28 protein-coding genes and 1 pseudogene are annotated in these 26,304 nt (G+C 46.2%); 10 read left to right on the top strand and 19 right to left on the bottom strand.

Annotated elements, in window-relative coordinates; genetic code table 11:
* Positions 1-34: 34 nt before the first annotated feature.
* The 9 genes from rbsK to AAA946_RS18350 all read right to left on the bottom strand — a co-directional run bounded on the left by rbsK (position 35) and on the right by AAA946_RS18350 (position 9,377).
* Positions 35-955, bottom strand: coding sequence for a ribokinase (rbsK, locus tag AAA946_RS18390; protein ID WP_338166230.1), 921 nt, complete (start codon positions 953-955; stop codon positions 35-37).
* Between the two features lie 188 nt (positions 956-1,143).
* Positions 1,144-2,022 carry a ribose ABC transporter substrate-binding protein RbsB gene (rbsB, locus tag AAA946_RS18385; protein ID WP_338166229.1) on the bottom strand — a complete coding sequence of 293 codons (879 nt, stop codon included), beginning with the start codon at positions 2,020-2,022 and terminating at the stop codon, positions 1,144-1,146.
* 78 nt (positions 2,023-2,100) lie between these two features.
* Positions 2,101-3,093 (bottom strand): ribose ABC transporter permease, encoded by a 993-nt coding sequence (gene rbsC, locus AAA946_RS18380; protein ID WP_042470263.1) that lies wholly within the window; start codon positions 3,091-3,093, stop codon positions 2,101-2,103.
* On the bottom strand, positions 3,090-4,595 hold the full coding sequence (gene rbsA, locus AAA946_RS18375) for a ribose ABC transporter ATP-binding protein RbsA (RefSeq protein ID WP_338166228.1): 1,506 nt from the start codon (positions 4,593-4,595) through the stop codon (positions 3,090-3,092). The genes rbsC and rbsA overlap by 4 nt, the downstream gene beginning before the upstream one ends.
* Before the next feature lie 58 nt (positions 4,596-4,653).
* Positions 4,654-5,073 carry a D-ribose pyranase gene (gene rbsD, locus AAA946_RS18370; protein WP_338166227.1) on the bottom strand — a complete coding sequence of 140 codons (420 nt, stop codon included), beginning with the start codon at positions 5,071-5,073 and terminating at the stop codon, positions 4,654-4,656.
* Between the two features lie 325 nt (positions 5,074-5,398).
* Entirely contained in the window at positions 5,399-7,003 is a 1,605-nt protein-coding gene (locus AAA946_RS18365; protein ID WP_338166226.1) for a sensor domain-containing protein, read from the bottom strand.
* A 247-nt stretch (positions 7,004-7,250) separates the two neighbouring features.
* On the bottom strand, positions 7,251-7,820 hold the full coding sequence (locus AAA946_RS18360; protein WP_338166225.1) for a sugar O-acetyltransferase: 570 nt from the start codon (positions 7,818-7,820) through the stop codon (positions 7,251-7,253).
* A 143-nt stretch (positions 7,821-7,963) separates the two neighbouring features.
* On the bottom strand, positions 7,964-8,656 hold the full coding sequence (locus AAA946_RS18355) for a type 1 glutamine amidotransferase domain-containing protein (RefSeq protein ID WP_445206111.1): 693 nt from the start codon (positions 8,654-8,656) through the stop codon (positions 7,964-7,966).
* A gap of 103 nt (positions 8,657-8,759) precedes the next feature.
* The gene (locus AAA946_RS18350) at positions 8,760-9,377 is read right to left on the bottom strand and encodes a glutathione binding-like protein (RefSeq protein WP_338166224.1); all 618 of its coding nucleotides are present in this window, start codon (positions 9,375-9,377) and stop codon (positions 8,760-8,762) included.
* Positions 9,378-9,572: 195 nt separating this feature from the next.
* On the opposite strand from AAA946_RS18350, the gene AAA946_RS18345 reads away from it, so the two are divergent.
* Positions 9,573-10,157 (top strand): TetR/AcrR family transcriptional regulator, encoded by a 585-nt coding sequence (locus tag AAA946_RS18345; protein ID WP_338166223.1) that lies wholly within the window; start codon positions 9,573-9,575, stop codon positions 10,155-10,157.
* A gap of 132 nt (positions 10,158-10,289) precedes the next feature.
* A pseudogene (locus AAA946_RS18340) lies at positions 10,290-10,475 on the top strand (transposase); the annotation flags it as partial.
* Here the strand turns inward: AAA946_RS18340 and AAA946_RS18335 are convergent.
* The 5 genes from AAA946_RS18335 to AAA946_RS18315 all read right to left on the bottom strand — a co-directional run bounded on the left by AAA946_RS18335 (position 10,438) and on the right by AAA946_RS18315 (position 12,577).
* Complete coding sequence (locus tag AAA946_RS18335) at positions 10,438-10,764, bottom strand: hypothetical protein (RefSeq protein WP_338166222.1); 327 nt, start codon at positions 10,762-10,764, stop codon at positions 10,438-10,440. The pseudogene AAA946_RS18340 and the gene AAA946_RS18335 sit on opposite strands and share 38 nt — an antisense overlap.
* 436 nt (positions 10,765-11,200) lie before the next feature.
* Entirely contained in the window at positions 11,201-11,605 is a 405-nt protein-coding gene (locus tag AAA946_RS18330; protein ID WP_338166221.1) for a hypothetical protein, read from the bottom strand.
* Positions 11,606-11,749: 144 nt separating this feature from the next.
* Positions 11,750-11,995, bottom strand: a complete 246-nt coding sequence (locus tag AAA946_RS18325) for a hypothetical protein (protein ID WP_338166220.1) — start codon at positions 11,993-11,995, stop codon at positions 11,750-11,752.
* A gap of 41 nt (positions 11,996-12,036) precedes the next feature.
* On the bottom strand, positions 12,037-12,252 hold the full coding sequence (locus tag AAA946_RS18320) for a DUF3820 family protein (protein ID WP_112462835.1): 216 nt from the start codon (positions 12,250-12,252) through the stop codon (positions 12,037-12,039).
* Between the two features lie 4 nt (positions 12,253-12,256).
* Positions 12,257-12,577, bottom strand: a complete 321-nt coding sequence (locus AAA946_RS18315) for a cupin domain-containing protein (RefSeq protein ID WP_338166219.1) — start codon at positions 12,575-12,577, stop codon at positions 12,257-12,259.
* A gap of 271 nt (positions 12,578-12,848) precedes the next feature.
* Between AAA946_RS18315 and AAA946_RS18310 the strand changes: the two genes are divergently transcribed.
* Positions 12,849-13,466, top strand: a complete 618-nt coding sequence (locus AAA946_RS18310; protein ID WP_338166218.1) for a TfoX/Sxy family DNA transformation protein — start codon at positions 12,849-12,851, stop codon at positions 13,464-13,466.
* A 526-nt stretch (positions 13,467-13,992) separates the two neighbouring features.
* Positions 13,993-14,499, top strand: a complete 507-nt coding sequence (locus AAA946_RS18305; protein ID WP_338166217.1) for a hypothetical protein — start codon at positions 13,993-13,995, stop codon at positions 14,497-14,499.
* A gap of 89 nt (positions 14,500-14,588) precedes the next feature.
* On the opposite strand, the gene AAA946_RS18300 is transcribed toward AAA946_RS18305, so the two are convergent.
* Together AAA946_RS18300 and amrS are read right to left on the bottom strand one after the other, a co-directional pair.
* On the bottom strand, positions 14,589-14,738 hold the full coding sequence (locus AAA946_RS18300) for a hypothetical protein (RefSeq protein WP_338166216.1): 150 nt from the start codon (positions 14,736-14,738) through the stop codon (positions 14,589-14,591).
* Between the two features lie 136 nt (positions 14,739-14,874).
* The gene (gene amrS, locus AAA946_RS18295) at positions 14,875-15,948 is read right to left on the bottom strand and encodes an AmmeMemoRadiSam system radical SAM enzyme (protein ID WP_338166215.1); all 1,074 of its coding nucleotides are present in this window, start codon (positions 15,946-15,948) and stop codon (positions 14,875-14,877) included.
* A 77-nt stretch (positions 15,949-16,025) separates the two neighbouring features.
* Here amrS and amrB point away from each other — a divergent pair, with 77 nt between their 5' ends.
* The 4 genes from amrB to glgC all read left to right on the top strand — a co-directional run bounded on the left by amrB (position 16,026) and on the right by glgC (position 19,681).
* Entirely contained in the window at positions 16,026-16,820 is a 795-nt protein-coding gene (gene amrB / locus AAA946_RS18290; protein WP_338166214.1) for an AmmeMemoRadiSam system protein B, read from the top strand.
* Positions 16,795-17,394: an AmmeMemoRadiSam system protein A gene (gene amrA / locus AAA946_RS18285; RefSeq protein WP_338166213.1), complete on the top strand. Its 600-nt coding sequence runs from the start codon at positions 16,795-16,797 to the stop codon at positions 17,392-17,394. The genes amrB and amrA overlap by 26 nt, the downstream gene beginning before the upstream one ends.
* Positions 17,395-17,546: 152 nt before the next feature.
* On the top strand, positions 17,547-18,083 hold the full coding sequence (gene idi / locus AAA946_RS18280) for an isopentenyl-diphosphate Delta-isomerase (protein ID WP_338166212.1): 537 nt from the start codon (positions 17,547-17,549) through the stop codon (positions 18,081-18,083).
* A gap of 380 nt (positions 18,084-18,463) precedes the next feature.
* Positions 18,464-19,681: a glucose-1-phosphate adenylyltransferase gene (gene glgC / locus AAA946_RS18275; RefSeq protein WP_338166211.1), complete on the top strand. Its 1,218-nt coding sequence runs from the start codon at positions 18,464-18,466 to the stop codon at positions 19,679-19,681.
* A gap of 110 nt (positions 19,682-19,791) precedes the next feature.
* On the opposite strand, the gene AAA946_RS18270 is transcribed toward glgC, so the two are convergent.
* The gene (locus tag AAA946_RS18270) at positions 19,792-22,245 is read right to left on the bottom strand and encodes a chitinase C-terminal domain-containing protein (protein ID WP_338166210.1); all 2,454 of its coding nucleotides are present in this window, start codon (positions 22,243-22,245) and stop codon (positions 19,792-19,794) included.
* A 370-nt stretch (positions 22,246-22,615) separates the two neighbouring features.
* Between AAA946_RS18270 and AAA946_RS18265 the strand changes: the two genes are divergently transcribed.
* Positions 22,616-23,230 (top strand): hypothetical protein, encoded by a 615-nt coding sequence (locus AAA946_RS18265; protein ID WP_338166209.1) that lies wholly within the window; start codon positions 22,616-22,618, stop codon positions 23,228-23,230.
* A gap of 176 nt (positions 23,231-23,406) precedes the next feature.
* Entirely contained in the window at positions 23,407-24,549 is a 1,143-nt protein-coding gene (locus AAA946_RS18260) for an iron-containing alcohol dehydrogenase (RefSeq protein ID WP_338166208.1), read from the top strand.
* Positions 24,550-24,612: 63 nt separating this feature from the next.
* Here AAA946_RS18260 and AAA946_RS18255 read toward each other — a convergent pair whose 3' ends face one another.
* On the bottom strand, positions 24,613-25,422 hold the full coding sequence (locus AAA946_RS18255; protein WP_338166207.1) for an ABC transporter ATP-binding protein: 810 nt from the start codon (positions 25,420-25,422) through the stop codon (positions 24,613-24,615).
* Positions 25,423-25,446: 24 nt separating this feature from the next.
* The gene (locus AAA946_RS18250) at positions 25,447-26,301 is read right to left on the bottom strand and encodes an ATP-binding cassette domain-containing protein (RefSeq protein ID WP_162631517.1); all 855 of its coding nucleotides are present in this window, start codon (positions 26,299-26,301) and stop codon (positions 25,447-25,449) included.
* Positions 26,302-26,304: the final 3 nt, after the last annotated feature.

Below are 26,304 nucleotides of genomic sequence, written 5' to 3'. Positions count from 1 at the left end.
GCTTCTTCTTATAATTACGCGAGCGCTTATAGTTCTAGGCTTGCTGCTCTAAAAACTGTTGTACTTCATCTAGCGTAGGAATGGAAGTCTGAGCGCCAAATCGAGTCACAGAAATTGCCGCCGCAGCATGAGCAAACACAATTGCGTCTTCGATAGATTTACCTTCCATTAAACCTGTCACCAAAGCGCCGTTAAACGTATCGCCTGCGGCCGTGGTATCGGTCGCCTCAACTTTAAAGCCAGGGATACGCTCACCACGACCGTTTTGGCTTAACCATACACCTTTAGATCCCAGAGTAATCATGACGATTTCTATGCCCTTGCGATGTAGAGCGTTCGCGGCTTCTTGTGCAGAGTCATCATCATTTATAGTAATTCCTGTTAGCACTTCTGCCTCGGTTTCATTCGGCGTAATCACGTCAACACAGCCCAATAGTGAGTCAGGGATTTCTCTGGCGGGCGCTGGGTTAAGCACTACATTGGTTTTCGCCGCCTTGGCAATTTTCGCTGCGTATTCGATACCTTCAATTGGTGTTTCAAGTTGAGTTAACAAGTAGTTCGCACCTTCAATTAAGCCTTTGTGCGGCTCTACACGTTCGGTCGTGAGCTTGGCGTTGGCTTCGGCTGAAATACAGATGCTGTTTTCACCAATATCTGCCACTTGAATCATAGCAATACCGGTTGGCGTACCTGGCTCTAATCGAACACCCGCAATGTTGATTCCATCCGCTTTGAATGCTTCGCGAATATTAATACCAAATGCATCGTCACCCACACAGGCGATAAAACCGGTATCACCACCTAGCCTCGCGGCTGCAACTGCTTGGTTCGCCCCTTTGCCACCAGGAATGACTTGATAATTACCACCATGCAGCGTTTCTCCAGGACGAGGGAAAGAAGGAACTTGCAGAACGTGGTCTGCATTCACACTACCCAGCACAATGAGTTTATTCATACTTTGTTCCTTTTAACTCTTTTGTTTGTTACTGATTTTTGAGTATCAGCTTGATAAATAACTTGGGATTGCCTTGGAGTGACAAGCCTAAGGTATCTAGTTGTAAGGTTGATGCTCAGCGAGCTTTTAGGTTCTCCCCCTTAACAAGGGGGAGAAATATAAGGCTGCTACTTTTGTCGCGACACCGATTACTCAGCGACAACTTTTAGCGGTACCGGAATGTACTCTTCAACTGTCTCGCCTTTCAGTACTTTATCCGCCGTTTCTACACCAAGCGCACCGATCATATCTGGTTGCTGTGCAATTGTTGCTGCTAGTTTGCCGCGTTTCACCGCTGCCATACCGTCTTCAGTGCCATCGAAGCCAACGATCATGACGTCTTTCCCCGCCGCTTGAACTGCGCGAAGTGCACCAAGTGCCATTTCGTCGTTCTGTGCGAATACGGCTTGTACATCTGGGTTAGCTGCTAGAAGGTTTTCCATAACATTCAGACCTTTAGTACGGTCGAAATCCGCTGGTTGGCTCGCAAGCAGTTCCATGTCAGAACCTTTAACTGAGTTCATGAAACCTTCACCACGCTCACGTGCTGCTGACGTACCCGCAATACCTTCTAGTTGAATCACTTTCGCTTTCTCGCCTACTTTCTCCATGATGTAGTGACCAGCCATTTCGCCACCTACTACGTTGTCCGATGCAATGTGGCTCACTACGTCACCACGGCTAGCACCACGGTCAAGCGTTAGTACAGGGATGTTCGAGCGGTTTGCCATGCGGATAGCGTTTGATACTGCATCTGAATCTGTTGGGTTGATAAGGATTGCTTTCACGCCACGTACTGTTAAATCTTCGATGTTTGATAGCTCTTTGCTTGGGTCATTTTGCGAGTCCAAAACGATTAGGTTGTAACCTAAGTCCTTGGCTTTCGCTTCCGCACCCTCTTTCATCGTTACGAAGAACGGGTTGTTAAGCGTAGAGACAACAATCGCCATCGTGTCTTGTGCTGATGCAGCTGTAGACATAGAAGCAGATAGCACGGCAGCAGAGATTAAAGTGGCTAGTTTTTTCATCGTTTTAGTCCTTTGTGTAGGGGGCGGCTCAACTCATTGTCGAGCCTGTTATTGTAAATAATCTAGTGTTAATCGAAGTTACTTGTTTTTATTGTCTACCAGTACCGCAAGCAAGATAACGACTGCTTTTGCGATCATTTGGTAGTAAGAGGAAACATCCAATAGGTTAAGTGCGTTGTTCAGGAAGCCGATGATCAGAGCACCAATGAGCGTCCCCATAATTCGACCTTTACCGCCCATCAAGCTGGTACCGCCGAGAACCACCGCAGCAATAGCATCTAGCTCATAACCCATACCCGCGGTTGGCTGAGCCGATGACAGACGAGAGGTAACGATAATGCCAGCAAGCGCTGCGAGTAAACCACAGATGGCGTAAACACCAATCTTCACTTTGTCGACGTTAATACCAGACAAACGGGTCGCTGATTCGTTACCGCCCAGCGCATAAACATAACGGCCAAAGCGTGTGTGGTTAAGTAGGTACCAAACCGATGCGAATACGACCACCATGATCCAAACAGGAACTGGGATGCCAAGTGCGTAGCCAGTACCAAACCATGCAAACGCGTCAGCAGTATCGGTAAAGCCAGTAGAAATTGGACGACCGTCGGTGTAAACCATAGTGACACCGCGCAAAAGCGTCATGGTTACCAAGGTAGCAATAAACGCCTGAACCTTGCCTTTAGCAATGATAATGCCGCTGATTGCACCAAGTGCAGCACCGGCCAAAAGTGCTGTTGGCACCGCTATAAGCACTGGCACTTCCATCGCAATCAAGCTGGCAGCGAACGCGCCACAAAGTGCTAAGACCGAACCGACACTTAAGTCGATACCCGCAGTTAAAATAACCAAGGTCATACCAACGGCGATGATCGCGTTCACCGAAGTTTGGCGAAGAATATTCAGAATATTATCGACGGTGAAAAAGTTTGGGTTTAGAAATGACACCACGATAATAAGGAAGATAAGCGCAATCAGTGATTTTTGCTCAATCAACCATTCTTTATTGAAAAGCGGTTTCTTGTTTTCCATCTCAACGCTCATCTCTTTGTTGATGGTTTTATTGTTCATGCTGCTTCCTCACTTACATTTTTACCGACAGCGCATGCGAGTAACTTCTCTTGGTCTGCGTCTTTAGCCATAAACTCACCGCTTATATGCCCTTCATGCATCACCAAAATTCGATCGCTCATGCCAAGTACTTCTGGCATTTCAGAGGACACCAAAATGATGCTCATGCCATCTGCTTTAAATTTATTAATTAGTTGATAGATTTCTTTCTTCGCCCCAACATCGACACCTCGTGTCGGCTCATCCAGAATGAGAACCTTGGGCTTGGTCATTAATCCTTTTGCAATCGCGACTTTTTGCTGGTTGCCGCCAGAAAGGTTGCCAATAATCTGGTCACGGGTAGGCGTTTTGATGTTGAACAACTTAATAAAGTCTTCAACCGCCATAACTTCTTCACCGTGCTGGATTTGCATGCCTTTCGATAACTGTTCGAGGGCGCAAATCGACATGTTTTCTTTCACAGATAAGCCCAGTACAAGCCCATCGCCTTTGCGGTCTTCTGAAATGTAAGCAATGCCATTCGCAAGCCCTTCTTGAGGGCTGTCCGGGTTAATAGTTTTACCATTAAGAATCACATCACCTGAGCCACGTTTAAGTGCGCCATAAATGATTTTCATCAGCTCTGTACGCCCTGCCCCCATTAAGCCCGAGATGCCAAGGATCTCACCTTGATCGAGACTGAAGGTCACGTCTTTCACGCCTGGGCCGGACAGGTTTTTCACTTCAAGGCTGGTTTTGCCATGAACCGCATCGATACGAGGGTATTGTTCATCAAGCTTACGTCCTACCATCATTTCGATAAGCGTATCTTCATCCGTTTCCGCAACAGTGCGTTGCCCGATAAACTTACCATCACGTAACACCGTGATGTCATCGCAGATCTCGAAAATCTCTTTCAAGCGGTGAGAGATGTAGACAATGCCGCAGCCCTGTTCACGCAGTTCTTTAATCACGCTAAACAGTGATTCGGTCTCGGTATCCGTTAGTGCATCAGTTGGCTCATCCATAATGATGACCTTGGATTCAAACGACAGCGCTTTGGCAATTTCGACCATTTGCTGTTCACCCAAACTGAGCTCTCCAAGCGGCGTTTTCGCGCTGTGTTTCACATTCAGTCTCGCCAATAGGCGATCCGCCTCGGCGTACATTTGTGACCAAAGAATGCGACCAAATGCGTTGGTTTTTTCACGGCCTAGGAAAATATTCTCTGCAATGGTTAGCTCAGGAATTAGGTTGAGCTCTTGGTGAATAATACTAATGCCCGCTTGCTGTGAGTCACGAGGGCCTTTAAACGAGACCTCTTGATCTTGATAGCGTAGCTCGCCGGCGTCTTTTGAATAAATGCCCGTCAGCACTTTCATAAGCGTGGATTTACCAGCACCGTTTTCACCAAGTAACGCCATTACTTTACCGGGATAAACATTTAAGCTGGCTTTATCCAAAGCTTTCACACCTGGGAAAGCTTTTTCAATCTCGCTGAGTTGTAATATGGGTTGCAGCATGAGGATGTCCTGTTGTGTTCGCTGAACTTAACTCTGAGTGGTTTCAATCACAATCAAACTAGAACACGACGCCAGCTTGAAAAATGACATTGGCATACGGGGTACACTCGCCCGTTCTAACTACCGCACGGGAGTCTCGTGTTTTGGCCTTAAATTCTTCGTGAGAGAGATAAGACAACGTAATCTCTATCCCTGTTACCATGCGCTCTTGCTCAATTAAAGACAGCAGTGCATCGTGAAGCTTTGGGCTCACCTGCTTAAACTCTTCAGCCAAGATAACGCCTTCTATCTGCGCTTCTGAAAGGTATACTTTCACCGTATCCAAAAACGCTGGGACGCCATGTGTGAGTGCTAAGTCAATGCGCTGCACGTCATCAGCAATCGGTAGACCAGCATCGCAAATAGTGACCTCATCGGTGTGGCCCAATGTCGACACTAAATAGGAAAGTTCTGAATTAATTAGGGCACTTTTTTTCATTTTTATACCTGCTTCAAGCGGCTTAATCGAAACTGTAAGGCTTAGACAAACATCGTTCGTCATTTTTATTGCTATGTTTTGTTTTTATGTTTTGTTGATAAAACAATCATCGAAACGTTTCGATGACAATCCTAGCGCAGCGTGTCGAAAGATCGATAGCAGTAAGATTTAACTGTGATCTGGATCGCCCCATCGAAACGTTTCGATGTGTTTTTCGTGAATGGATTCAAATTCCCATTAAACGAGATATCGCAACGATTAAAATGGTATGACTGTGAAAGAAAAAGTGTGTGTAGGCATCATGTTGAGTAACGGGCAACACCCGTTACCGGTTGGCGGAAATGAAAGGACCAGAGGCGTAGTGACAACCGATAGCCTTGAGTGACTCTAGTTGTCCAGGCGTTTCGACACCTTCGGCGATGGTCTCGATATTGAGTACTTCTGCAAGGCTTACAATCGCTTTTGCCACCTGCTCTACCGAACAATCTTGAGCAATTTCTGCGACCAGTTGAGCACCCACTTTGAGTTTTTGTAGCGGCAACTCACGGAGCTCCGATATCGAAATATGTCCCATACCAAAGTCAGCAACTGTAATTTGACACCCTAGTTCAACGAGCTGGTAAAGCTCATCAACGCAACGTTTTTTAGACAGCATGTCTTCAAACACTTCTAACGCCAAACAGTGTGGTGGTAGACGATACTTGTCGAGTATTTCCATCACTTCTTGAGTAAACAGACCGTGGCCAAAGTTTTTTGACGACACTTTCACCGCAACCGTATTCAGCTCGCCGACAGAAGCATACTTGCACGCCTGTTCAATGGTAAACAAGTTGAGCTTTCTTATCAGTTGCGACTCTTCCGCAATTGGGATGAACTCGAATCGGTCGACATCACCAAACATCGTATCGCTCCACTCTAGTCGGCTCTTATACGCCACAATGCGATTAGTTTTGAGTTCAACAACAGGCAAGAAGCTGACTTCAAGTTTATGGGATTCGATGGCTTGAGATAGGCGCTGCGCCATGGCCGTTTTGCGCCCCCACTGCTCGCCCATCGCCTCGTCATAACTCATCCAAGTAGTTTGACATTGCTTGGCACGATACATAGCGAGATCGGCTTGTTTTAACAACACGCTCGTAGGGATATTGCGGCTCACATTAGTGGTGATCCCCACTGACGCTGAACCTCGTTCCGACTTGTTGCCAACTTCGATAAAGGCAATAGCATCGACTAAGTGCTGGGCATAATGCTCTGCCCGAGTTTGCGAGCAGTTAGGAAGCAGTGCCACAAACTCATCACCGCCAAGTCGGGCAACCAGCCCATTTTCGCCCACCGCAGCATTGAAACGTTTCGCGACATCTTGAAGAAACAAGTCTCCAAAATCATGTCCTTTACTGTCGTTGATTGACTTGAACTCATTGAGGTCGATCAATAGCAATGAAAATGGGAGGTCAGTTTCTTGCTCTTCTACCAAAAATCGCTGTAGGTGCTCAAAGAAAGAAGTTCGGTTTGGAAGACGCGTTAATGGATCAAAATAGGCTAGATCACTTAGCTTGTCGTTCTGGTGTTTTTCAGAAGTCACATCACGTTTCACCGCAATGTAGTAAGACTTACCCAAATAGTTGAACGGGCTGATATGCGCATGCTCGATAAACAGCGTGCCATTTTTCTTTTTATTGACGAGTTCACCATACCAATCTTTACCTTGAAGCAGCTTTGACCACATATCTTCGTAGGTGGCCGTTGTGGTTTTACCCGATTTAAGCAGCTTTGGGTTCTTGCCCAGCACCTCTTCACGGTTGTAACCCGTCAGCTTTACAAACTGTTCATTGACGTAACGGATGTGAGCTTGTTCATCAGTAATTATGACGGCAACAGACGCGCTTTCTAATGCGGACTCCATCAAACCTAATGACAATTCAAATTCCATATAACGCGACGCCATGTTTACAACTAATGTTTTACCAATAAGTACAAAGCGAACATGATAGGGTTTAATGGAACCAACATCAAATAAAACGTCAAAAACCCGATGATTTGACAACGTTTTTTTGACGCACTATAAAATATTGGTCTTAATTTGAGCAGACAAAAAGAGGGGGCACCTAATATGTACCCACATTAGGTGACTGAAAGGTAAAGTGACAAGCGTCACTCGATTGATTTGCGTGACAGATCTAGTCGTTATTGATGTGCTTAACTACGCGGCATGGGTTGCCGACCGCAAGTGTGTTCGCAGGAATATCTTTGGTCACGACACTACCTGCACCAATCACAGCGTTATCACCTATCGTAACGCCCGGGCAAACAATCGCCCCGCCACCGATCCAAACGTTATGGCCAATTTTAATCGGCAAACCAAATTCGACTTCGTCTTCAACTCGCCCTTTAACATCGAGCGGATGGCCCGCTGTATATATCTGTACATTTGGGGCAAACAGCACGTTGTCACCAATCTCCACCACGTTCACATCTAAAATGACGCAGTTGAAGTTAGCGTAAAAGTTATTACCCACATGGATATTTTCACCATAATCGCAGCGAAATGGTGGCTCGAGATATAAGTTGCCTTTGCGGTTTGGGATCAACGATTCTTGCGCTTCCTTCCACTCAGGAGTATTTGGAATACTGTCGTTCAGTTTCTTCAACGTATGGCGACATTTCACTCGCGCGGATAGAAGTTCCTCATCCCACGCCATATAAGGCTCACCGGCCAGCATTTTTTCTCGTTCTGTTCTAGTTGACATCTTTGTTTCCAACAATGTTACGGACTGATCGTATTCAAAAACCTAATGGTTAGCACAATGTCAGAATCGTGTCAGAGCGACATCACATTTTCATTGAATCGTTGCAGGCGTCACAGTTGGTGTCATCAAAGTGAGAGGTGAATTTACTCAAGCGTCATTAACTTGATTAAGGCTTTCGCTGTCGCCTCTGAACTGGCGGGGTTTTGTCCCGTCACTAGCCGTCCATCCACCACCACGAACTCTTGCCAGTCTGGCCCTTTCAAATAGGTCGCCCCTCGTTTTTTGAGTTCATCTTCTAACGAAAATGGCACCACATCACTCAATCCAACGGCGTCCTCTTCAGCATTACTAAACCCGGTCAGTTGCTTGCCTTGCACCATGGGCGATTCATCTTCGTTAGCAGCATTGATAAGCGCACCGGTAGCATGGCAAACGGCGCCAATCGGTTTGTCTGCACTGTAAAAATCATCAATTAATGTTACCGAGTCAGGATCACAGGCGAGATCCCAGAGTGGACCGTGGCCTCCGGGATAAAACACCGCATCGTAATCATTCGCTTGTACTTCAACGAGACGCAATGTGTTGGTCAGATGTGTTTTCGCCACTTCATCCGCGTCAAAGCGTTGAGTTGTCGACGTTTGATGGTCATCTAGTTGACTAGTGGGATCTATAGGAGGATGGCCACCAGCAGGAGAACATAAGGTGATATGGAAGCCGGCATCTTTAAACGCATAATAAGGCGCGGCAAATTCCTCGAGCCAAAAACCTGTCGTATGTTCGGTATCTCCCATCCGGCTATGTGATGTTAGAACCATTAGGATTTTTTTCTGACTCACTCTATGCTCTCCACTAAGCGCTCTTTATAACCCTAGTGAAATGCAGAGATTTTTCAAATACAAAGGGAGATATTGTTCAACCCCCCTTGTTTAAAGTGCTCGGTTAACTTTGTATAGCCGGACGCGCCGATACTTCGTCAAACCAACGTTTAATATGTGTGTAAGACGGAAATACATCGAGTTTAAGGGCATTCACTGCCACAACGACGAAAATATAGGCGCTAATATCTGCAATCGTGTATCGGTCAGTAGCAACGTATGACGATTGGCTCAATTGTTTGTTGAGTTTAGGCAAAAACAGCTCTACACGATGCTTTGCCTCTTCACCCCATGCCTCAATGCAGTTTTCACGGTCGCTATAAATACCCGACAGGTTTCGAAATGCTTGGAACGCGTTCTGAATGCCCTCTATCTCGACAATACGGTTCCACATTTCAACTTTCGCTCGCTCTAGCGTCGTGTCCCCGAACAAAGCAAGGTCATTTAGGGTGATTTCATCAAAATAACGACTGATTGCTACGGTCTCACTGATATAAGTCCCATCGTCTAGTTCAAGCAACGGTACTTTTCCGTTAACACTTTTGTCTTGATAAGTTGAGTCAAGGTTTTCCCCTTCTCGGACATTCACTTCTACCCGCTCGATATCAGTCACGCCAATTTCTTTAAGAAACAGATTTAAGCGCTTTGAGCTGACCGTTACTGAGTGATCATACAATTTCATGTGTTCATTCCTTTTTCTGCATATGGCTGAGAGCTAGCTTTGTTGTTGATCGACTTTTATTTCTAACCGATCGTTTAGATATACTCTATGCAATTGCTAAACGATCGGTCAAGAATTAAATAGTGATTCGTCGATACTACTTGTACAATGACCAACAAGGGCATTTTGATATGATTTGTTATCTCTGAGGTTGATATGGCAAGAAAAGCCAACTTTTGTAAGCAAGAAAAGCTAGAGCAAGCAATGACGCTGTTTTGGAGTAAAGGCTATGCGAATACCTCTATCAGCGATCTCACTGAAACCCTCGCCATTAATCGCTTCAGTCTTTACAACAGCTTTGGTGATAAGGAGGCTTTGTATTATCAAGCACTGGATAATTACTTAACTTCCATTTCGTTTCCAAAGCTAGAACCATTGCGTGCTCCAGATTCCGGACTCGACACCCTTTGTCAGTTTCTCATCACCTTCGCTGACAGACAGAAACAGGACTGCTGTGGTTGCTTGATTCAAAATGCAGTCGTTGAGCATGCAGGTGAGAATGAAGAAGTACTCAAGCGCAGTAACTTGCTGTTCGACTCTTTAGAAACGGCCATCGTTGAGTCACTACACCATGCTCAGCAGCGCCAAGAAATCAGTACTCAGCAAAACGCAAACGAACTCGGGCAGTTTGTCATCTGTCAGATGCAGGGGATGCGAGTGCTCGGTAAAGCTAAGCGCTACAATGAAATCGACGCAGCGACTAAGATGCTGTGCCGCTATTTAAAAAGCCTTAAGGAATAACGCAGCACCGGCTTTGTTGCGTTATTCGATGGAACTAAATTAGGAAGTTACGATCTGATCGGCTAGAGCAGTTAATCATCGTAGCCTTATGCCGAAACCTCGTCGATACAGCGACCTAGCCATTACTACCGCACTGATGGTAAGCGTAGAGTCTGGAGAAAGCTGCATTTAGCAGTCGACACCAGTACTCACGAGATAGTAGTAGCAGCAGAGTTGAGTTTATCGAATGTCACTGATGCAGAAGTTTTTCCTAATTTGCTTAAGCAAACACGTCGACGAATCATCGAGATATCTGAATATGGTGCTTACAATACAAGGAAATGACAAAGCCTGCGCTATCACCGCTCTGTCCTGAGCTGACATCAACTTGACCTTGCTGGCTTGCAATATTATTGGTGAGGTCGTTAAGAGTTTCTGACAGTGCTTTTTCAATGGCGGCCGTCTGTTCTGGGGAAAGCGAACCTTCCTCTCCAAGCGCCACTATAGGCTGATTAACGAGCTGAACGCCCTCTAGCAGTGGCTCTCCCGGAGCCAAACGCTCCCATGTACCATCGGGAAACACCTTCCAAACCACATCACCCATCTGAACGTAAAGCACTGGCACCATCTTTGGTCTCCGCTCGATACTAAGTCTTTCATATAAAGATAGTATTTACACAACGGAGCGTGGTGAAAAATGCCGCTAAAATCGTAGGAAAAGCCAAATATTCGCATTAAAGAAAAAGCACTCTAGCCACGAATCCCAATATTGCAGGGTTCAATGTGCTTGAGTGCTATCTAAAACTATTTTCTATCCGGCATATAACCGCACCTATGGGCAGTAGTTAACGCCCTCACCCTCTGAGCCGCCTCTCCAACTGCGAGCAACCGAGTTGTCGTAACACACCCCCGAGCTTACTGAAGTGGTCTCATATCGACCTTATAATTTCCCCTTCTCGATTCACTGGGGAATTGCTGTTTTATCAATAAAAAAAGGTAGCGTCATTGCTACCTCAGTTTTGTGGTATTAAGAAAAGTACTTTGAAGCGTTTATTGTCGCTATTCTATTGGGTTGAAGGCTTGCCATTGGTTAAAAACACCCAAGCGAAGAACAGCATAAACACGAAGTCATTTAATCCGTAAATGCTGTAAAAGATACCTGCAAATAGGTCTTGTTCATATACAGCACTAAGGCTATTGCCAAGAAACCACTGTAACCAAACGCACACATACACAAGCTTTTCGATAGCGAATGCGCCAGCTAACCATTTGACGCCAGACGAAATTGAAGCAGCTCCAAGGTAAGCCAGACCCCATACAACAATCATCAATAAGCCGAAGTTTGACATAACTACAGGGTCAAACTCATTAATCACGGGATTATTAAATCCACGAGAGAAAACGAGTACCCCCCCGATATTCATCGCAGCAGCAGCTATAAAGCCCAATTTAACCGTATCGTATTTCATTTTTTATCCATAACTTGAATACACAATGACTCTCAGAGTCATTGTTAATGTGTAATTTTATCATAGCGGGTGGATACGCTAAGTTAGGTTATAACGCTTATAACTTTTAGTTAGGCAAATGAATACTGGTAGATAAAATCGAATCTATAGCTTGGACTGATGACCACTCTTCTTTGCAAACTTTTGCATCGCTTCAGCAAACGTTGTTGTTCCGCCTTTCGCCTGAACCTGCACTACCTTATATCCCATCTTTTCTAACGCTTGGCGCTCTGCCAAGACCGCCTTGTCATCTTGCTGGCTACCTTTGGCGGGTTGATGAATATAACACCCCTCGAGTTGACCATCTTCAACGAGCTGGTGATGTTTCAATGCATTGATATCAAAATTCATAGTAAGTTTTTTCGTAAATCGTGGAGAGTTGTTATTACAGGCTACATTCGCTTTAAAGGCTTGACGACACTATCAAGCCCTTCAATCTTTAACGCAAGGCAAAGCTTCAACAGGTCACCAAGCTCGCCATTCGGGAAACCTTTCTTATCGAACCAAAGCAAATACTCTTCTGGTAAGTCGATAAGCACACGTCCAGCGTACTTACCAAAAGGCATTTGCATTCGTGCGAGTTTAATTAAGTTTTCTTTTTGCAGCATGTTCCTATCCGTAAAAAATGGCCAGCCAAATCGTAACAACATCGGCTGAAGTAGATTTAACGCGGTGTTTAACGTGTGCTGGTATGTTGACATAGTCGCCGACATCAAGTGTTAGTGTGGTGCCATCTTGATATTCAAGAATACCTTGCCCTTGCATCACCATTACCCACTCGTGTTGTGATTGATCATACCAATCCCCTTTTGGCGTAAAGTGCCCATCGGAGAGAATACGCTCGATACGCATCGTGTCAGTAGCGATAATGTCTTCGAAGATCTCTTCAGGTAACTGAGAAGGAATGTGGCTAAACAAATTCCCTGACTGCATAACATTACTCCTATTACACCTTTGAGTTCGGTGACGCCATGAAATTAGATGTGGAATCGCCCCCAGTATACTTGAAGCGAAACAGAATCTCATTGAGCAATGCTCGCGTGCTAACCACCGTTTTCTCTCGTAACCATCACTCAATCTTGACGTGTAACTCCCAATAATTTGTAACAAGGATAAAAGTTGGAACGCTTAATGCAAGATACATCACAGTTTTAGTTTGATAAGCGTCAGTTAAGGACGCTATATACATTTCAAGGAGAGAAATATGATGTTGGAAACCTTTGTAGAGTCTATCGAAGCTCATACCACACTGGACGACATTAGCATTCGTTCTGTTTTTGGAGGAAAAGGGGTACTTTCCGGTGGGATCATGTTTGCACTAATAAAGGGCAACGATATCTACCTTAGGGCAAGCAGTCCAAGTTTAAAGCAAGAGTTTATTGCGTCTGGTTGCAAAGCCTATGAATTTAACTGGCGCGCCGACTCACGGAACTACCCAAGCTTATCAAACTACTATTCACTGCCAGATAGCGTTGCACACAGTCAAAAGCAAGTTGCGTCATTGTGCGAAGAGGTCTGGAACGCTGGGCTAAAGGAAAAGATTCGCAAAGAGACACCAACGCGCATCAAAGATCTACCTAACATGCAATACAAAACCGAGCGCATGCTCCGCAAAGCCGGTATTCATTCCATAGACGAGCTTCGAGAGCAGGGGCCTGTAAATGCCTTTAAAGCAGTTTGTGTCAGTCAGGAGAAACATCCTGGCGTCAATTTACTGTTTTGTCTGGCCGGTGCGTTAGAGGGGATTCACTGGACCATTCTTCCCGAGCCACGACGCCAAAGGCTCACGCACCAAGTCGGTGGTGATTATCTCACGCATTGATAAGATAAAAAAACGCCCTGCTGTTTTCACAGCAGGGCAAACATCAATACAATGTTGGATGTGTGTGTGGTTAATTGAAGTGGACATAACAACTAAGCACGTGAGTTATTAAACCACTCTCGTTCACATCTTAATAGCGAAGATGTTTATCAAACCGTTTCCAGCTAATGTGAAATCGTGAAGCATTGTTTCCAAATGTGGCGAAGTGAGCAAAACCGACTTTTTTGGCGTCACTTTCTGCCCTCCTCCAATTTTAGCCAGACTCATGAGTTCACTCATACGCCGCATTTACGTACAAAAATTAGCTATTTTGCTCTAATAGACAAGCAAAATCCCTCCTTTGCAGTACATTGACTCCAGCTATAGGCACTGTTGTAATTTTGCACACCAATTCATATATTTATCAATAGCAAGCGCATCCTGCCAATATTCACAATGGTTGCCATTTCCCACCTAGTGACCAGACGCACAACTCACTATAGACTCCGCGCCCAAACTTCTTACATACACCCTATGAGAATTAACCATGAATCAAGTATTCAATGCAGCGCACATGACTAAAACGCTAATGCTAACGATCTGGATCGTAGCTGGCACTGTTATCCTTCAGAAACTAGGTATCCACGACAAGTGGCCTGCTTTCCTAGCGCTTATTTTCTTCTTTGAAGCGAAATTCGACCTATCTAAGCTAAAAAATATCTTTGCAGCAGGTATCGTAGGTATCGCAATGGGTATGTTGATCCCAGCAACACTTGGCGCGCTAGCTCCAGTCGTTGGTGGTGAGAACGCATTCTACATTTACGTTGCAGGTGTGGTACTTGTCACGATCGGCATGGGCCCTATCGCTCACTTCGCATTCAGCTACATTACATTCGCTTACGTTGTAATGTGTATCCTTCACAAAGATCACGTTGTTGAGCACGGTTTCTCTTGGATGGCCGTTGCACTGCTAGGTGGTGCTATGTACATCGCTGGTGTTACGGCTATCGCTAAGTTCCTTGAAAAGCGTGCACTAACTGCGCAGCAAGCTTAAGCAAACTACGCTAGCAAGAAACATTAAAAAACCCCGCAACGCTTAATGCAACTGCGGGGTTTTAATGTTTGTTCGTGGATAATCTAAGACTAGAGTACACGCTCAACTTGCGCGGTTGCTAGCTCAAAGCCTTCCTCTTCTTCGACCCAACATTCTACCATTTCACCCTCTAACTCAAGCTTGTCACAGTCTTCGAGAACACCAAAACGTCCGTTGGTTAGCATTACGACTACATCCATGTCTATCTCCTGATTTTCCACTTTATTAAGTAATAACTTAGCTAGTCAGAGACTCACAATCAACCCTTTACGACTAAAGTATAATGACCATTATCAAGTTTGAGACAGCCCAATGCTCCAAAAGTAACTCGCTGATTTAACATATGATATCGACTGGTATCCGCCGCCTGCCAAACGGTTTATGCTGCGCCGAAAAACGACCTGCAATCCGAAATCCGCAATGGCTGCAATGTCCTGTATCCGTGAGTGCACAAGCCCCGAGTTCAAACCAATTTCGACTTAACACTTTACGCTTGCAGTTTGGGCAATACGTGCTGCTACACTGCTCATTGTGTACATTGCCCACATAAACGTAGTTAAGACCATTGCGCTGAGCAATATGCCTTGCCTTCACCAAACTGTTCGCTGGAGTGCGCGGAATCTCCATCATTTTGAAATCTGGATGAAACGCACTGAAATGCAACGGGACATCGCAGCCAAGATGATCAGCGATCCATTGCGTCATTTGGTCAATTTCGCGCTCACTGTCGTTTTCTCCTGGGATCAACAATGTCGTGAGCTCAAACCAAACGGAGGTTTCGTGACGCAAATACTGAAGCGTCTCGAGCACAGGGGCGAGCGCACCGCCGCACACTTTGTTGTAAAAGCGCTCTGTAAAAGCTTTCAAATCTATATTGGCGGCGTCCATCACAGAAAAAAACGTCTCTCTTGGTTTTTCATTCATATAACCGGCAGAGACCGCTATGGTTTGAATATTGGCATCATGACACGCAATGGCAGTATCGACTGCGTATTCTAAAAAGATCACCGGATCGTTATAGGTAAAAGCAATACTGTTACAGTGGTATTTGGCAGCCGTGTCAGCAATCGCCTGTGGCGTGGCTTGTTGACCCAGTGTATCCATTTGCCGAGATTTACTGATATTCCAATTTTGACAAAACTTACAACCAAGGTTGCATCCAGCGGTACCAAACGACAATACCGAGCTTCCAGGATAGAAATGATTGAGCGGTTTTTTTTCAATCGGATCGATACAAAAGCCGCTAGAGCGCCCATACGTCGTCAACACAATTTCACCCTGTTGAGCTTGACGTACAAAACATGCCCCACGCTTACCTTCCCTAAGCGTGCAGTAACGCGGGCATAAGGTGCAGCGAACCCGGCCATCGGGTTGCAACTGCCAAAACTGTGTTGGATGCGATATTTCCATAAACTTCATCTCACACCAATGCCGTCCAATTTCTATACTCAATAAAGTATAGCCACGATGATGATTTGGGAGGCGACATGGATGTACGACCAACTGCCGTTGCGGGACGATTCTACGACGCCAATACGGAGCAATTACAACGGCACGTTAGCCAGTTGATGTCGCCTTTTCTCGGTAAAGAAAGATTCACCCCAAATGAGCAATTGGTGGGCTTAATTGTCCCTCATGCTGGCTACCTTTTTTCAGGCGCGACAGCCGCGTCGGGCTATGCCATTCTCAAAGCCAGAACCCCACCATTTAAACGTGTGCTTCTAGTCGGGCCCAATCATCGTGTTGCTTTTCAAGGTTGTGCCTTGCCAAGTCATCACTACTTCGCAACACCGCTTGGTACTGTCCCACTTGATACCGATGCCATAGAGCAACTTGCAAGTGATCCCCATTGCCACTATCTCGACCATGCTCATGCACAAGAGCACAGCCTAGAGGTACAAATCCCTTTCTTACAAGCTTGTTTAAAGGACTTTAAGCTGATCCCTTTACTGACGGGAAGCATCGATCCCACCAGCGTGGCCAAGCTCATCGCCCCCTTGTGGGATAAATCGACGCTGCTCGTCATCAGCTCTGATCTTAGTCACTTCCATGACTACGAGACCTGCCAGCGCATCGACAACAACAGTTGCAATAAAATTGAGATGGGTCAGCCGCTGATAAGCCAAGAAGCTTGTGGCTACATAGGCATCAATGCAGCAAACGAGATCATTAAACAACAACAGTGCCATCTGCAGCGACTCTCCCTATGTAACTCGGGTGACACTCCTCATGGCGACAAAAACAGGGTGGTCGGCTATGTCAGCTACGCAATATCAAGATAAAACGTTAACCAACGAAGAGCTGTCTAGACTGCTCGATATGGCCGAGATAACGGTTGGCTGCTATTTGGCTGAACAACCACTACCGAAGGTTAGGCTTGACGACTACCCCAAGGCCATCGCTGATAAAGGAGCGTGTTTTGTTAGTCTTCATGTTGATGGTGAACTGCAAGGATGCATCGGTACCACTGTCCCTAAAGTTCCACTGGTACTCGAAGTGATGCGCAAAGCTTGGGCAAGCTGCTGTCAAGATAAGCGCTTTCTGCCACTACAAAAATCGCAAGTCGAAGGGTTGGAAATTGAAGTCTCGGTGTTAACAGAGCCCAAACCCCTAGACGTTGCCTCAGAAAAGGCACTGCTCGATTACCTCGCCAACAATCCATGCGGACTCACGCTGTCGGATGGCAAAAAAGCAGCATTGTTTCTCCCACAGGTTTGGGAGCAGTTACCCAGTCCTATTCACTTTCTTCAGCACCTGAAACAAAAAGCAGGTTGGCACCCCACCTATTGGCCAGAAGATATGACGGTAAAAGTGTTTGAGGTTCAAAAGTTGAGTCGTAAGTACCGGAGAATGTAGAAGATCTTACTGATTTGCTCGCTGGGTGTTCAATGTGTGTGCTATTTAAATCTTTGGTGGTATGATTCGCGCTCACAACAGGAATTGAGTGAGCTAATTAAACTGGTTGAGCGAACAGAGGATGTCGCAATCACCACACCTTGAGAGTACCTATGCTTGAAGATCTCGTTGTTGTTGTAGATAAATTTGGAAACCCAATCGGGACCGAAGACAAATTAGACGCGCACAGAATGGGGTTTCGCCACCTGGCCTTTTCGGTCATGCTTTATCGTTATAACGATGGCGAGCTTGAATTCCTAATGCAAAAACGCGCATCGAATAAATATCACAGCGGCGGACTTTGGAGCAACACCTGCTGCTCTCACCCAAGGCCAGACGAAGACATCATCCATGCTTCTCAACGTCGACTGGACGAAGAGCTTAATATCAGTGATTCTCTATCGTTGACCGATATTGGCACTATTAGTTACTTAGCCAAGTTCGACAATGGCCTCACTGAAAATGAATTGGATCACATCGTTATCGCCGAAGGCAGCAATGTAACTTGGGACATCAACCCTCGCGAAGCTGAAGCGTGTGAATGGCAAGCCCTTAGCTCTATTGAACAAGCAATGGCTGCTCAACCTCAAAACTACACGGCTTGGTTCAAATTAGTATTAGACAAAGTGAAAGCCCACCTTGAAGCCTAGCAAATAACCGCGATATATAAGTTTAATCGACACTAAACCAAGTGTGTAAGTGTCGATTTACTAATTCAATTTACAATGTAAAACAAGCTCCCTACTGCGTTTCGAGCACGCAACCGTACAGCTTTAAGCTTCAGTACTCCCAATTCGCTGCCCGTCAGGTAATAGCCCTACATCATGTACTTGTTTGCACCAAGTTGAAACATGGCTGGATCTTAAGCACAACAAACGTGCGTGCACTCAAACTCCGTCCCTATTTTGGTGCAAACACCCAGTGAAATACTATGCTCTTCATTGATATTCAACGAGTTAGCCTCTGGCGTGTTTCTTGAAAGGTAAAAGACTAAACCTACTCTAATTGCACAGTTTCAGGGAGAAATAAGATGCAAGACGTTCTTACCATCGTCCTAGCGGGCGGCATGGGCTCACGGTTAAGCCCCCTAACCGATGACAGAGCCAAGCCAGCAGTACCTTTTGGCGGAAAATATCGGATCATCGATTTTACGCTGACCAACTGCCTACACTCCGGTCTCCGGAAAATATTAGTACTGACACAGTACAAGTCCCACTCACTGCATAAACACATTCGTGATGGCTGGTCTATCTTCAACCCCGAGTTGAAAGAGTACATCACTGTGGTTCCGCCACAGATGAGAAAAGGCGGCGCTTGGTATGAAGGCACTGCGGATGCTATCTATCACAACATGTGGTTACTATCGAGAAGCTCAGCAAAGCATGTAGTTGTGTTGTCCGGTGACCATATCTATCGCATGGACTACGAGGCCATGGTTCAAGAGCACAAAGAAAGCGGCGCTAAACTGACCGTGGCATGTATGGATGTGCCACGTGAAGAAGCCACCGCTTTTGGGGTTATGGCAACAAATGAAGCCAAACAAGTGACTAATTTCCATGAAAAACCCAGTGACCCAGCCTCAATGCCCGGCGATCCTAATCGCTCTTTGGTCTCAATGGGTATTTATGTATTTGAAATGGAAGCTCTGCAACAAGCACTTGAGCAAGATGCAGAACTGGACACTTCAAGTCACGACTTTGGTAAAGACATCATTCCCAAACTCATCGATTCACAAGGTGTTTACGCCTACAACTTTGGTGATGATAAAGGACGTGTTGCCCGAGACTGTTATTGGCGTGATGTTGGTACCATTGATTCCTTCTATGAAGCGAACATGGATTTACTTGAGCCTGTACCACCAATGAATTTGTATCAGGAGAACTGGGGCATTCGTACCTATGAGCCTCAGCTTCCCCCAGCGAGAACCGTACCGTCTGCCACGGGTAATGAAGGGATTTTTATCAACTCAATTATCGCCAATGGTGTTGTCAACTCAGGCGGCTCAGTGCACCACTCCATTTTGTCGTCCAATGTTCGTATCAACGATGGCGCGACCATTGCCGATAGCATCTTATTTGGCGATGTAACGGTTGGCCAAGGTTGTCAGCTAATGAACTGCATCATCGATAAGCACGTTAACATTCCAGATGGCACCATCATTGGCGTCAACCCAACTGACGATGCTAAACGCTTTCATATTTCTGAAAAAGGCATCGTGGTGATCCCTGAAGGTTACGTCTTTGAGTAATTGAGCCTACTGCTTCTCCTTGAAAACAGCACGCATTGCAAATGAAAAATAGCCGCTCTCCCCCGAGCGGCTATTGTTTTTCTTCGATCAATGGTTGTCACTAATGCAAGCTAGATAACACACACTTTTTCCCAGCTACCATCACTGCCTGGTACCGAATTCGTCCACCACTTGGCTTTATAAACAACGCCTTGGTAACTCATTTTGTCGCCACCATTGGCGTGACTTGGTTTGCCTTCCCAGTCAAGGTTAGGGAAATTCGGGTATTCGTTGACGCCCGTCAGGCTACACGTATCACTGCCACCACCGCCGGTTCCGCCACCGTTACCCCCACCCGCATTCAAATCGGCAAGCGGTAGATTCGGCTGCTCAAATGCAAAGGCATAGTCAACGCCATTGACGTTTACGGTGTAATTTGCAGGGCCAGAAATTGGTAAGTAGTACACCATATCAAGCTGATAGCTTGCGCCAGCCGCTAGATTCTTCCAGCTTGGTAAACTGAATGCCACTCGATGCATTGGCCCATCAAGGCCACCAATATTGTTGGCTCTCGTGTGACCCGAAGCAATCACCTTCAAACCACCACCCGATTGGTCTTTCGCGTTATCGGGCGCTGAAACAGGGATATCAAACTGGAACTCTGTACCACCAGGAAGATCGCTGCCCGTGTTGTTGGTAAACGTCACTTTTGGATTTATCGGATAGTTTTGGTCACCGACTTTAAAGCCACTGATTGAAACCGTGATATCCACCGCTTTTTCAGGTACCACTCCTGTTGTCACTTTGTTGCCATAAGGCGTCGCACTCAAGAACTTATCGTACATGGCCTTGGTCATGCTGTTACCCATGTGGTACTCACCATTACCCGTCGCACACGCACTCTCCGTTAAATCAACCGCACCACGTTTACCATCAGCATCAAGAACGTAACAGTTATAGTCACCCGCTAACTCCCAAAACATGATGCCACCAATTTCCTTGTCGATGACGTACTGCGCTTTGGTATTAATGGAATCGACATCTTCAGTGGAAAGGAAAACGTTTTTTTCTGCATTCCATAACCAAGGAGCCACAGCAACGCTATCGTAGTGACGCGTATAGGTACCAATAAACTTATCGGTCGGGTCATTGACAGGGTCTAAGCCATAAGCCGCAGCGTAAGAACCCCAAATGCCTTTTTCCAGGTTTTTAGCATGCCACATCGGGTTTGAGCCTGCGCCCATCTCATTGCCATTAGCATCTTTGTCGTGCCACATGTTATCGATACCCAGTGCGCCATAGCCACAATTGTTCTTCTCACCTTCACCCGTGCCTGCTGGACACTCTGATTGATTTGGTAACGGCGCTCTGCCCCACAGACCATTGGTACCACCGGTGACATTCTTCCAACCGCGCGTATAGTAAGGAACACCAATATTAATTCGACCCGCTGGCATCGAACCTCGGAAATAATGGTACGCCCAATCCGTGTTCAGATAACCAATCCCACCGTACGCGGCTGTACCATAAACATTCCACATCGCAAGTTCAGAATCTTTACCCGTATCATAGAGCGCTGCGTTGTGACCCACGTGATCATTCCAAGCACCGTGCAAGTCATAGGTCATGATATTCACGTAATCGAGATACTGGTTAACGGACATGGTTTCCATACCACGTAGCAAATAGCCCGATGAAGGCGCTGCGATAGTCAGCATGTAATGCACGCCATCTTGCGCACTGGCCGCATCAAGCTTTTCACGCAGCACCTTCATTAGGACTTCGTAAGACTTCCACAAATGGGGGCGTCTGGATTCGGCAAACGCTTTATCATCTGGGTTACCCGCTCCTGACATCGAAGTTGGGTATTCGTAATCAATGTCTAAACCATCAAATTGATAGTTTCGCATCATTTCAACGGCAGAGTTGGCAAACGTCTCGATACCTTGGGTGTTCACAGAGCCATCGGCGTTGGTCGTCATTGTATAAAAACCGCCGTCGGCGATTCGTTTGCCATCTGGACCAAAGTGCCCGCCGGTTTCAGCCCAGCCACCAATGGAGATAAGCGTTTTTACATCGTGTTTCTTTTTGGCCGTTGCCAATGCGCCAAAATGTCCTTTAAAGCCAAGAGCGGGGTCGATTTCCACGCCAGGCCATTCTTTATTGACGGCTACGTTGGTCGGATCATTGACATCACCCACATTAACCTTGCCATCAGAGCCTATACTGACAAATGCATAGTTAATATGAGTGAGCTGCTCCCAAGGTATGTCATTGACAAGATAGGCAGCCTGAGGGTCATCACCAGAACGCCAACTAGTGAAATAACCAATCACTCGTCTTGGGTGATCGGCCCCCATGATCTCGCGCCCTTCTGCATCGTAAATCGTGCAGTAGGGAACTTGAACTCCTGGGGTTTGATAGAGACCATCAGGTCGACAGTCTGGCTGCGTAGCAGTGGCAGCTGACGTTGGTGAGTAGATCGTAGCAGCGCAAATAGCAGCCAGTAAACTCAGTTTACTGCCAGTATTCACCAGCTCCTTGTGAATAGAATTTTCCATTAAGCAGTATTTAGCACTAGACATCCGCACCCACCAAACCCATTCACCTGAAGAATGCATAACTAGCGACCGATTGATAAATCACAGATGCTTTAGTTACCAAGAAAATAAAGTGGGTAAAATTTCCGCTTATTGAGATTTTTAATAGGCTTTATTAAGAAATGCCTCGCAATAATTTGCCACTTAGATGTAAATGACTAGAACTTAATTTGCAGCAATAACCCAATTTTACGACCGTGCAGAATGTTACAAAACATTTCATTTCCAGCGTTTCTTTCTAGACAGAAAGACTGTTTTTGAGCAGGCAAAAAATCAAATCAGATTTTGTCGATCTATTTTCAACAAAATAGTCCTATAATGCTTTTATTACAGTCGGTTACATAGGATGGAAACCATGAAGTTAAAATCGCTTTTGGCGAGTGCTATCGCTGCTAGTTTGTTAGTCGGGTGTGGCGCCAACACCACCCAAGGAGCCGCAGAGGGTGCGGCTGTAGGCGCGGTATCAGCAGGTATGCTGGGAGCGCTAACCGACCTCATTGTTGATGGTGAAGTCAATACTTACCGTTTAAGCCGCAACGTGACAGCAGGCGCGCTTGCTGGGGGCGCCGCTGGCGCTGTAGATGGCTATGCCAAAGACCAACAAGCAGAAGCAAAGCAAGCTGCGCAAAGTGCCCCACCTCCTCCTGCCAAACCGACGCTTGAGTTTGGCCCAGATGTAGAAAGCTCAGTAACAGCCTTGATAGCTTGTCAGCATGATGATGCTTACCGAGCTGCACTAAGAGCCGAGCAAGCGTCACAGCAGTCTTACCAAGAGGCCGGCGTGGCCATGCAAGCACTAATCGACTACGACCGTGACAACACAGAAGGTGTTGATAGAGCGGTAAGCAAATACGTGAAACTCAGCTCGAGTATGAGCGATGTAAACCAAGCGAAAGTTCAACTCGAAGCTCTCCACAAAGAACTTCAACAAGAGCGCCAAATCGCAGGCACTGCACCAAATTGTAGCTAGCTTGATGACAGTACACACTTCGAAATAGACTCACCTGGATCAGGTTTCCCCTTGAAGCCTGATCTATTTGCCCCAAGTATAAGTAACAGCATTCAAATAACTGAACATCAGTTAACTAAGCTATACATATCAAGCTTTCCATACCAAGCTATCCATACTAGGAATAAGGCAAAGTCATGAAATTCAGCTACGTGAACCCTACTGTGATTCACTTTGGCCAAGGCCAGATTGAACAAATCACCAACAGCATCCCTAAAGATTCAAAAGTCCTCGTTATCTACGGCGGCGGCTCTATCAAAAAAAATGGCGTTTATGACCAAGTCACTGCTGCACTAAGCGGCCATGAGTGGCTCGAGTTTTCAGGCGTCGAGGCTAATCCAACGAAAGAAACTCTAGATAAAGCCATCGACATAGTGAAAGCAGAGAACGTCACTTATCTTCTTGCCGTGGGCGGCGGTAGTGTCATTGATGGCACCAAATACGTGGCTGCCGCGTCTTTGCATAATGGCGACAGTTGGGATCTCATCACCGGTGCCTACAAACCAGAAACTGCGATTCCACTTGGTGTTGTCCTCACACTTCCAGCAACTGGTTCTGAGTCCAACATGGGCGCCGTGGTAACCAAAAAAGCGACCCAAGAAAAGCTCGGTTTCCTATCGCCTACGGTCAGACCTGCATTCGCCGTGCTAGACCCAGATGCTATGAAAACTCTGCCTGAACGCCAACTGATCAATGGCTTGGTTGACGCTTGGGTGCACGTCTGCGAGCAGTACATCACCTCGCCAACAGGCCACATGGTCCAGGAAGGTTACGCTGAAGTACTGCTTCGCAATCTGCTTGTACTTGGAGACTCATTTGAGCAACGTGATGATGCATGGCGAGCCAATCTTATGTGGACAGCGAACCAAGCACTCAACGGCCTCATTGGCACGGGTATGCCACAAGATTGGGCGACACATATGATAGGCCACCAGCTCACCGCCCTTTGGCACGTGGATCACGCGCGCTCGCTCGCCATTATTCAGCCTTCACTACTTCGCAGCCAAATGGAGTTTAAGAAAGGAAAAATCGAGCAGATGGGTCGAAACGTATTCGGTCTCTCGTCGAGTGATGATTTGGCCGAACGCACCATCGATGCCATCGAAGCTTTCTATACCAAATTAAACGTGGATACGCGCCTTTCAGAAGTTGAAGGCGACAAATCTGAGGCTGTAGAAGCGGTGATCAAAAAGCTTGAAGACTACGGCTATACCAAACTTGGTGAAAACCAAGCCATCACAATCGATGTATCGCGTCAGATTTTAGCAAATGCGCTGTAAATAGCCCCGTAAAAAAGCTCGGTCATTATTGCCCGAGCTTTTTGTATATTAAGTCTAGTTTGTCTAGCATCTCGATTTCCGATGCTTAGGGTGAGTAATAGGTATAGCGGATAGCAAAGTTTTGGTGTAATCATGCTTGGGCGTATGATACACCTCGTCACTCGATCCATACTCCACAACCCTACCTGCTTTCATCACTGCCACGTTATCGGAAACGTGTCTCACTACCGACAGATCGTGAGATATGAAAATAATGGCTAAATTTAGCTCACGCTGTAAATCAAGCAACAAGTTGAGTATTTGTGCCTGTACCGAGACATCCAGCGCTGACACTGATTCATCACATATCAGTAGCTTTGGTTTCACCGCGATTGCACGCGCAATGCCAATCCGCTGACGCTGTCCACCGGAAAATTCATGCGGATACCGATCAATGGCATCCTCCGGTAGCCCTACTTTCTCTAGCAGCTCTTTAACCCATAGTTGACGCTCAGCAGGGCTGCCTAATTTATGAATAACAAACGGCTCTTCTAAGATCATGCCCACGGTATGTCTTGGGTTCAGTGACTCCATCGGGTCTTGAAAAACAATCTGCATTTGCTTGCGAAGTGGACGCATATCGCGAGGAGACAACTTAGTGATATCTGTCCCTTCAAACACAATTTTTCCGTCACATGGCTCAAGCAGCTTTAAAATTGTCCTTCCTAACGTACTTTTGCCACACCCAGACTCGCCAACCAAGCCTAAAGTTTCGCCCCGTTTTATCGACAGTGACACCCCGTCCACCGCCTTCATGACATAGCCGCGTCGAAAAATGCCACCACCGGATCGAAAGTACTGCTTTAAGTCCGTTATTTTCAGTAATTCACTCATCTTGTAACCTTAAGAATTTCTACCTTAACGGAACATGTCTTCGGTAATCGGTTTAATATCTATTTTATGTTTGGGTGGATTATCTAAACTTGGTATCAAGCCTAATAATCGTTCTGTATAGGGATGCTTAGGATGATCAAACAGTTCAAATACGTCGGCTTGCTCTACTATCTTACCTGCGAACATCACGGCGACATCATCACAAATTTCTGCAACCACGCCCAAGTCATGAGTGATAAAAATCATCGACATGCCCGTTTCCTGCTGCAAATCTTGCATTAGCTCTAAAATCGACGCTTGTACCGTCACATCAAGGGCTGTGGTCGGCTCGTCGCATATCAAAATGTCGGGTTTACAAGCCAGCGCCATAGCGATCATCACTCGCTGACGCATACCGCCAGACAAGTTATGTGGATACTCATCTAGGCGTTTTTCCGGCATTGGGATCCGAACCTTGGTGAGCATTTCTAGTGAGGTGACACGGCGCTGCGCTTTGTTGAGTTCAGGACGATGCAACTCTAAGACTTCGTTGAGCTGCTTGCCTACACTTTGTACAGGGTTCAACGCTGTCATCGGATCTTGAAAGATAATCGAAATCCGGTCGCCACGCATGGCGTACATCTGTTCCGGCGCGAGTTGAAGTAAATCAGTATCACGATAGAAGATCTGCCCCGCAGTGACCTCGCCATAGGGCTTTGGCAAAAGCCCCATGATGGACATCGCAGTGACACTCTTACCACTCCCAGACTCGCCGACGATGCCCAATGTGCGCCCTGCTTTGACTTCAAAGCTAACCCCATGCAGTACTTCTCGGCTGCCTTCATCATTATGAAAACTGACGGCGAGATCTCGTACACTCAAAATCACATCTTCTTGCATTAT

The organism is Vibrio sp. 10N (assembly GCF_036245475.1).
Classification (GTDB): Bacteria; Pseudomonadota; Gammaproteobacteria; order Enterobacterales; family Vibrionaceae; genus Vibrio.
The sequence above is the reverse complement of the archived record's forward strand: the minus strand, read 5'-3'. Positions and strand labels throughout refer to the sequence as shown.

What these genes read in the sequence shown, in the direction of transcription:
- AAA946_RS18320 (WP_112462835.1), bottom strand. Translation starts at nt 12,252, where the DNA reads ATGCTGCAAAAAGAAAACTTAATTAAACTCGCACGAATGCAAATGCCT.
- AAA946_RS18330 (WP_338166221.1), bottom strand. Translation starts at nt 11,605, where the DNA reads ATGAAATACGATACGGTTAAATTGGGCTTTATAGCTGCTGCTGCGATG.
- AAA946_RS18365 (WP_338166226.1), bottom strand. Translation starts at nt 7,003, where the DNA reads ATGGAATTTGAATTGTCATTAGGTTTGATGGAGTCCGCATTAGAAAGC.
- rbsD (WP_338166227.1), bottom strand. Translation starts at nt 5,073, where the DNA reads ATGAAAAAAAGTGCCCTAATTAATTCAGAACTTTCCTATTTAGTGTCG.
- AAA946_RS18250 (WP_162631517.1), bottom strand. Translation starts at nt 26,301, where the DNA reads ATGCAAGAAGATGTGATTTTGAGTGTACGAGATCTCGCCGTCAGTTTT.
- AAA946_RS18305 (WP_338166217.1), top strand. Translation starts at nt 13,993, where the DNA reads ATGAATCAAGTATTCAATGCAGCGCACATGACTAAAACGCTAATGCTA.
- amrS (WP_338166215.1), bottom strand. Translation starts at nt 15,948, where the DNA reads ATGGAAATATCGCATCCAACACAGTTTTGGCAGTTGCAACCCGATGGC.
- idi (WP_338166212.1), top strand. Translation starts at nt 17,547, where the DNA reads ATGCTTGAAGATCTCGTTGTTGTTGTAGATAAATTTGGAAACCCAATC.
- AAA946_RS18310 (WP_338166218.1), top strand. Translation starts at nt 12,849, where the DNA reads ATGATGTTGGAAACCTTTGTAGAGTCTATCGAAGCTCATACCACACTG.
- AAA946_RS18350 (WP_338166224.1), bottom strand. Translation starts at nt 9,377, where the DNA reads ATGAAATTGTATGATCACTCAGTAACGGTCAGCTCAAAGCGCTTAAAT.
- rbsB (WP_338166229.1), bottom strand. Translation starts at nt 2,022, where the DNA reads ATGAAAAAACTAGCCACTTTAATCTCTGCTGCCGTGCTATCTGCTTCT.
- AAA946_RS18315 (WP_338166219.1), bottom strand. Translation starts at nt 12,577, where the DNA reads ATGCAGTCAGGGAATTTGTTTAGCCACATTCCTTCTCAGTTACCTGAA.
- AAA946_RS18270 (WP_338166210.1), bottom strand. Translation starts at nt 22,245, where the DNA reads ATGTCTAGTGCTAAATACTGCTTAATGGAAAATTCTATTCACAAGGAG.
- AAA946_RS18360 (WP_338166225.1), bottom strand. Translation starts at nt 7,820, where the DNA reads ATGTCAACTAGAACAGAACGAGAAAAAATGCTGGCCGGTGAGCCTTAT.
- amrB (WP_338166214.1), top strand. Translation starts at nt 16,026, where the DNA reads ATGGATGTACGACCAACTGCCGTTGCGGGACGATTCTACGACGCCAAT.
- AAA946_RS18300 (WP_338166216.1), bottom strand. Translation starts at nt 14,738, where the DNA reads ATGGATGTAGTCGTAATGCTAACCAACGGACGTTTTGGTGTTCTCGAA.
- amrA (WP_338166213.1), top strand. Translation starts at nt 16,795, where the DNA reads ATGTCAGCTACGCAATATCAAGATAAAACGTTAACCAACGAAGAGCTG.
- AAA946_RS18345 (WP_338166223.1), top strand. Translation starts at nt 9,573, where the DNA reads ATGGCAAGAAAAGCCAACTTTTGTAAGCAAGAAAAGCTAGAGCAAGCA.
- AAA946_RS18335 (WP_338166222.1), bottom strand. Translation starts at nt 10,764, where the DNA reads ATGGTGCCAGTGCTTTACGTTCAGATGGGTGATGTGGTTTGGAAGGTG.
- rbsA (WP_338166228.1), bottom strand. Translation starts at nt 4,595, where the DNA reads ATGCTGCAACCCATATTACAACTCAGCGAGATTGAAAAAGCTTTCCCA.
- AAA946_RS18265 (WP_338166209.1), top strand. Translation starts at nt 22,616, where the DNA reads ATGAAGTTAAAATCGCTTTTGGCGAGTGCTATCGCTGCTAGTTTGTTA.
- AAA946_RS18260 (WP_338166208.1), top strand. Translation starts at nt 23,407, where the DNA reads ATGAAATTCAGCTACGTGAACCCTACTGTGATTCACTTTGGCCAAGGC.
- rbsK (WP_338166230.1), bottom strand. Translation starts at nt 955, where the DNA reads ATGAATAAACTCATTGTGCTGGGTAGTGTGAATGCAGACCACGTTCTG.
- AAA946_RS18325 (WP_338166220.1), bottom strand. Translation starts at nt 11,995, where the DNA reads ATGAATTTTGATATCAATGCATTGAAACATCACCAGCTCGTTGAAGAT.
- AAA946_RS18255 (WP_338166207.1), bottom strand. Translation starts at nt 25,422, where the DNA reads ATGAGTGAATTACTGAAAATAACGGACTTAAAGCAGTACTTTCGATCC.
- rbsC (WP_042470263.1), bottom strand. Translation starts at nt 3,093, where the DNA reads ATGAACAATAAAACCATCAACAAAGAGATGAGCGTTGAGATGGAAAAC.
- glgC (WP_338166211.1), top strand. Translation starts at nt 18,464, where the DNA reads ATGCAAGACGTTCTTACCATCGTCCTAGCGGGCGGCATGGGCTCACGG.